Raw genomic sequence first — 6,635 nt, forward strand, 5'->3', positions numbered from 1 at the left:
TAGGGGAGAGGCCGAAAGGCCGAATCACGCGGCGACGCAGCAAATCCCCAGTAGCTTACATAAGTAAGTGACTGGGGTGAGCGAGGACAAATTCGTCGGGAACGAATTTGAACGCTGTTCACAGCGCCCGTAAGGGTGAGGCCCAGGATGGGCCGAGTTATTGCCAACACACCCGTAGCTTGAAGTATGACGAGCATATTTGGCCGTTGTAATAACTCTGCGTAATTATAACGGCTAAATAAACAACACTTAATAAAAATATTATTTGTTGTTTTGTGCGCCATAGATTTTGGAAATTATTGACGCTTTTTATAAATTCTATTTTCCTTACTCGATTCAGCCAACGCCATTCTATTTTTTGTTCTCTAATTGTCCTTTTAATGATAATCAATTGTTAATTAATTGTTTTATTTTAGCATTGGTTATACCAATTGCCCTTCGCACTGCCCCCGCATGCCCGCTTTCGTTATAACGTGATGTTGCAACAGGTTCTTAAAGTCAACGCGGTATATATTGCAACATATGTGACATGCACGGCAGAACCCGGTAACACAGATCCAATGATGTTTACAGTAATGTAACCTTCCCGTAAAATGCCCTCACACTTTAAACGCCACCCGGTCCCGTGGAATTGAGGTCGTTAAATGAGACTCAGGAAATACAATAAAAGTTTGGGATGGTTGTCATTAATTGCAGGCACTGCATTACTCAGTGGCTGTAATTCTGCGCTGCTTGACCCTAAAGGACAGATTGGTCTGGAACAACGTTCATTGATACTGACGGCATTTGGCCTGATGTTGATCGTCGTTATTCCTGCCATCTTGATGGCTGTTGGTTTTGCCTGGAAGTACCGTGCAAGCAATAAAGATGCGAAGTACAGCCCGAACTGGTCACACTCCAATAAAGTGGAAGCTGTGGTCTGGACGGTGCCTATCTTAATCATCATTTTCCTTGCCGTACTGACCTGGAAAACCACGCACGCGCTTGAGCCAAGCAAACCGCTGGCGCATGACGAGAAGCCCATTACCATCGAAGTGGTTTCCATGGACTGGAAATGGTTCTTCATCTATCCGGAACAGGGTATCGCTACCGTGAATGAAATCGCCTTCCCGGCGAACACTCCGGTTGAATTCAAAGTGACATCCAACTCCGTGATGAACTCCTTCTTTATCCCGCGTCTGGGTAGCCAGATTTATGCCATGGCCGGTATGCAGACTCGACTGCATCTGATCGCCAACGAAGCCGGTACTTATGATGGTATCTCCGCAAGCTACAGCGGACCAGGCTTCTCCGGTATGAAGTTCAAGGCTATCGCAACAAAGGACCGCGCCGAATTCGACCAATGGGTTGCTAAAGCTAAACAGTCCACGAACACCATGAGTGACATGGCAGCGTTCGAGAAAGTGGCTGTACCAAGCGAATACAACCAGGTGGAATATTTCTCCAACGTGAAACCGGATTTGTTTAAAGACGTTATTAACAAATTTATGGCTCACGGTAAGAGCATGGACATGGCCAAACCAGAAGGTGAGCACAGCGCACACGAAGGAATGGAAGGCATGGACATGAGCCACGCGGAATCCGCTCACTAAGGGGCCGAGGAAGAATACGATGTTCGGAAAATTGACACTGGATGCAGTCCCGTTCCATGAACCAATCGTCATGGTTACGATCGCTGCCATTATCATCGGTGGGGCGGCCTTACTGGGCCTCATTACTTACTTCGGTAAGTGGACCTACCTGTGGAAAGAGTGGCTGACTTCGGTTGACCACAAACGTCTTGGCATCATGTATGTCATCGTCGCCATCGTCATGTTGATTCGTGGCTTTGCTGACGCCATCATGATGCGTAGTCAGCAGGCGCTGGCGTCTGCAGGTGAAGCGGGCTTCCTGCCACCTCACCACTACGACCAGATCTTCACGGCTCACGGCGTGATCATGATCTTCTTCGTCGCCATGCCATTTGTTATCGGTCTGATGAACCTGGTGGTTCCGCTGCAGATCGGCGCACGTGACGTTGCCTTCCCCTTCCTGAACAACCTGAGCTTCTGGTTCACCGTTGTCGGCGTTATCCTGGTTAACCTGTCTCTGGGCGTAGGTGAATTCGCACAGACCGGCTGGCTGGCCTATCCGCCGCTCTCGGGAATAGAGTACAGTCCAAGCGTCGGGGTTGATTATTGGATATGGGCGGTGCAGTTGTCCGGTATCGGTACAACCTTAACCGGTATCAACTTCTTTGTGACCATCATCAAGATGCGTGCACCGGGTATGACGATGTTCAAGATGCCGGTATTTACCTGGGCATCTCTGTGCGCCAACATCCTGATTATCGCCTCCTTCCCAATCTTGACGGTTACCGTCGCGTTGCTAACCCTGGATCGCTATCTGGGCACCCATTTCTTTACCAACGATATGGGCGGCAACATGATGATGTACATCAACCTGATTTGGGCCTGGGGCCATCCGGAAGTGTACATTCTGATTCTGCCGGTCTTCGGGGTATTCTCCGAAATCGCAGCGACCTTCTCGCGTAAACGCCTGTTTGGCTACACCTCGCTGGTGTGGGCAACCGTGTGTATCACCGTTCTGTCGTTCGTTGTTTGGCTGCACCACTTCTTCACCATGGGTGCAGGCGCTAACGTTAACGCCTTCTTCGGTATTACCACCATGATTATCGCCATCCCTACCGGGGTGAAGATCTTCAACTGGCTGTTCACCATGTATCAGGGCCGTATCGTATTCCACTCAGCGATGCTGTGGACGATTGGCTTCATCGTGACCTTCTCAGTCGGCGGTATGACCGGCGTACTGCTGGCGGTTCCGGGTGCGGACTTCGTACTGCACAACAGCCTGTTCCTGATTGCGCACTTCCACAACGTTATCATCGGCGGCGTGGTATTTGGTTGCTTCGCCGGTATGACCTACTGGTGGCCAAAAGCGTTTGGCTACACGCTGAACGAAACCTGGGGCAAACGCGCATTCTGGTTGTGGATCATCGGCTTCTTCGTGGCATTTATGCCGCTGTATGTGCTGGGCTTTATGGGTATGACCCGTCGTCTCAGCCAGCAGATTGACCCGCAGTTCCATCCGATGCTGGTCGTTGCCGCCTGTGGTGCCGCGCTGATTGCACTGGGTATCCTGTGCCAGCTGATTCAGATCTACGTGTCTATTCGCGACCGCGAGCAGAACCGTGACCTGACCGGTGACCCGTGGGGTGGTCGTACGCTGGAGTGGGCAACCTCTTCCCCGCCTCCGTTCTACAACTTTGCCGTTGTGCCACACGTTCACGAGCGTGATGCCTTCTGGGAAATGAAAGAAAAAGGCGAAGCGTATAAGCAACCTACGCACTATGAAGAGATTCATATGCCGAAGAACAGCGGCGCCGGTATCGTCATTACCGCCTTCGCAACACTGTTTGGTTTCGCCATGATCTGGCATATCTGGTGGCTGGCAATTGCAAGCTTCGCAGGCATGATTATCAGCTGGATCGTGAAGAGCTTTGATGAAGACGTGGATTACTACGTGCCAGTCCCGGAAGTCGAAAAACTGGAAAATCAGCATTTCGATGAGATTACTAAGGCAGGGCTGAAAAATGGCAACTGATACTTTAGCGCACGCGAATGCCCACGCGCACGAACACGAACACGGGCACCACGATGCAGGTCAGAACAAAATCTTCGGATTTTGGGTCTACCTGATGAGCGACTGCATTCTGTTCTCTATTCTGTTTGCAACCTATGCCGTTCTGGTGAACGGCACCGCAGGTGGCCCAACAGGTAAGGACATTTTTGAGCTGCCGTTCGTCCTGGTAGAGACCTTCCTGCTGTTATTCAGCTCCATTACTTACGGCATGGCGGCGATCGCCATGTACAAGAACAACAAGAGCCAGGTCATTTCCTGGCTGGCGTTGACCTTCTTGTTCGGTGCCGGATTCATCGGGATGGAAATCTATGAATTCCACCACCTGATTGTTAACGATATGGGCCCGGATCGTAGCGGTTTCCTGTCGGCGTTCTTCGCGCTGGTTGGTACGCACGGTCTGCACGTCACTTCCGGTCTTATCTGGATGGCGGTGCTGATGGTGCAAGTTGCCCGTCGCGGCCTGACCAGCACTAACCGTACCCGCATCATGTGCCTGAGCCTGTTCTGGCACTTCCTGGATGTGGTGTGGATCTGCGTGTTCACTGTTGTTTATCTGATGGGGGCGATGTAATGAGTCATTCAAACGTGAGCGGCGGCGCATCCCATGGCAGCGTAAAAACCTACATGACAGGTTTTATCCTGTCTATCATCCTGACGGTCATTCCGTTCTGGATGGTGATGACAGGTTCTGCCTCTCCTGCCGTTATTCTGGGGACTATCCTCATTATGGCAGTGGTACAGATACTGGTTCACCTGGTGTGCTTCCTGCACATGAATAGCAAATCTGATGAAGGTTGGAACATGACGGCCTTTGTCTTTACTGTGCTAATCATCGCCATTCTGGTTGTGGGCTCCATCTGGATTATGTGGAACCTGAACTACAACATGATGATGCACTAAGAGCGGCGATTATGATGTTTAAGCAATACCTGCAAGTAACGAAACCAGGCATCATCTTTGGCAACCTGATCTCGGTGATTGGTGGATTCCTGCTGGCCTCTAAAGGCAGCATTGATTATCCCCTGTTTATCTACACGTTGGTTGGGGTGTCACTGGTTGTGGCGTCGGGTTGTGTATTTAACAACTACATCGACAGGGATATCGACAGGAAGATGGAGAGGACCAAAAACCGTGTGCTGGTTAAAGGTCTGATTTCTCCTGCGGTCTCGCTGGTATACGCCACCTTGCTGGGTATTGCTGGCTTTATGCTGCTGTGGTTTGGCGCGAACCCTCTGGCCTGCTGGCTGGGGGTGATGGGCTTCGTGGTCTATGTTGGCGTGTACAGCCTGTACATGAAACGCCACTCGGTCTACGGTACGCTGATTGGCTCACTCTCCGGCGCTGCGCCGCCGGTGATTGGCTACTGCGCCGTGACGGGGAGCTTTGACAGCGGTGCGCTGATTCTGCTGGCGATTTTCAGCCTGTGGCAGATGCCGCACTCTTACGCCATCGCGATTTTCCGCTTTAAGGATTATCAGGCTGCCAACATTCCGGTACTGCCGGTGGTGAAAGGCATTTCGGTGGCGAAGAACCATATCACGCTGTATATCATCGCCTTTGCTATCGCCACGCTGATGCTGTCTTTGGGCGGTTACGCCGGCTACAAATATCTGGTTGTGGCGGCTGCGGTCAGCGTCTGGTGGTTAGGCATGGCGCTGCGTGGGTACAAAGTGGAAGATGACAGAGTCTGGGCGCGCAAGCTGTTCGGTTTCTCCATCATTGCCATCACCGCGCTTTCCGTGATGATGTCCGTCGATTTTATGGTGCCAAACTCGCAGAACCTGCTGACTTACGTCTGGTAAAATCTGCTTATACTATAAAGGGTGCTTCGGCACCCTTTTTTATTTGTCGTTTTGCCACGCCCTCCCCTCACAACCACAACATTTGTTAATGAAGCGCATATTTACCCCGCCCGCATACCGCTTTACACTAGGCGCGAAATTAAAACAGAGGTGGGAATGAACGATTATAAAATGACGCCCGGTGAGTTGCGCGCCACCTGGGGTTTAGGGACCGTATTCTCGTTGCGCATGCTTGGCATGTTTATGGTCCTGCCGGTTCTGACCACCTATGGCATGGCGCTGCAGGGCGCCAGCGAAGCGCTGATCGGGCTTGCCATCGGCATTTATGGTCTGGCACAAGCGGTCTTCCAGATCCCCTTCGGCTTGCTTTCCGACCGCATCGGTCGTAAACCGCTTATCGTCGGTGGGCTGGCGATATTCGTTTTCGGTAGCGTGATTGCCGCGCTCTCGGACTCTATCTGGGGAATTATACTCGGACGTGCACTGCAGGGTTCCGGGGCGATTGCCGCCGCGGTGATGGCGCTGCTGTCTGACTTAACCCGCGAACAAAACCGCACAAAAGCGATGGCGTTTATTGGCGTCAGCTTTGGTATCACCTTCGCCATTGCCATGGTGCTTGGGCCGATCGTTACCCACGCGCTGGGATTACATGCGCTGTTCTGGATGATCGCCGCACTGGCAACCACCGGCATCGTACTGACCATTTGGGTGGTTCCCAATAGCACCACCCACGTGCTGAACCGCGAATCGGGCATGGTCAAAGGCAGCTTCAGTAAAGTCCTGGCGGAGCCTAAACTGCTGAAGCTTAATTTTGGCATCATGTGCCTGCATATTTTACTGATGTCCACTTTCGTCGCCCTGCCAGGCCAGCTGGCAAAAGCGGGCTTTCCCGCCGCCGAACACTGGAAGATTTATCTGGTGACGATGCTGCTGTCCTTTGTTTCCGTGGTGCCGTTCATCATCTATGCCGAAGTAAAACGCCGGATGAAGCGGGTATTTGTGTCGTGTGTGGTGCTGATCCTGGCTGCTGAGATTGTCCTGTGGAGCGCTAACATTCGTTTCTGGGGGCTGATTGCAGGTGTTCAGCTCTTCTTCCTCGCCTTTAACCTGATGGAAGCACTTCTCCCCTCGCTCATCAGCAAAGAATCACCGGCGGGGTATAAAGGAACGGCGATGGGCGTTTACTCCACC

Annotated in this window: 6 protein-coding genes; all 6 read left to right on the top strand. The window is 51.9% G+C overall.

Translation table 11 applies throughout. The features are described from left to right. The first annotated feature begins 644 nt into the window (after nucleotides 1-644). Complete coding sequence (cyoA, locus tag FDW95_RS00980) at nucleotides 645-1,592, top strand: cytochrome o ubiquinol oxidase subunit II (protein ID WP_115259235.1); 948 nt, start codon at nucleotides 645-647, stop codon at nucleotides 1,590-1,592. A 19-nt stretch (nucleotides 1,593-1,611) separates the two neighbouring features. Further along, nucleotides 1,612-3,603 (top strand): cytochrome o ubiquinol oxidase subunit I, encoded by a 1,992-nt coding sequence (gene cyoB / locus FDW95_RS00985; protein ID WP_096758070.1) that lies wholly within the window; start codon nucleotides 1,612-1,614, stop codon nucleotides 3,601-3,603. After that, the gene (locus FDW95_RS00990; protein WP_115259236.1) at nucleotides 3,593-4,213 is read left to right on the top strand and encodes a cytochrome o ubiquinol oxidase subunit III; all 621 of its coding nucleotides are present in this window, start codon (nucleotides 3,593-3,595) and stop codon (nucleotides 4,211-4,213) included. The genes cyoB and FDW95_RS00990 overlap by 11 nt, the downstream gene beginning before the upstream one ends. Beyond that, nucleotides 4,213-4,542, top strand: a complete 330-nt coding sequence (locus FDW95_RS00995; RefSeq protein WP_096758072.1) for a cytochrome o ubiquinol oxidase subunit IV — start codon at nucleotides 4,213-4,215, stop codon at nucleotides 4,540-4,542. The genes FDW95_RS00990 and FDW95_RS00995 overlap by 1 nt, the downstream gene beginning before the upstream one ends. 11 nt (nucleotides 4,543-4,553) lie before the next feature. Next, the gene (gene cyoE, locus FDW95_RS01000; protein WP_096758073.1) at nucleotides 4,554-5,444 is read left to right on the top strand and encodes a heme o synthase; all 891 of its coding nucleotides are present in this window, start codon (nucleotides 4,554-4,556) and stop codon (nucleotides 5,442-5,444) included. A 156-nt stretch (nucleotides 5,445-5,600) separates the two neighbouring features. Continuing rightward, nucleotides 5,601-6,635 (top strand): MFS transporter (locus FDW95_RS01005; protein ID WP_249358849.1); only part of this gene is annotated, 1,035 nt, incomplete at its 3' end.

Origin of the sequence: Citrobacter sp. wls718 (assembly GCF_005280945.1) — a bacterium.
Taxonomy (GTDB): Bacteria; Pseudomonadota; Gammaproteobacteria; order Enterobacterales; family Enterobacteriaceae; genus Citrobacter; species Citrobacter gillenii.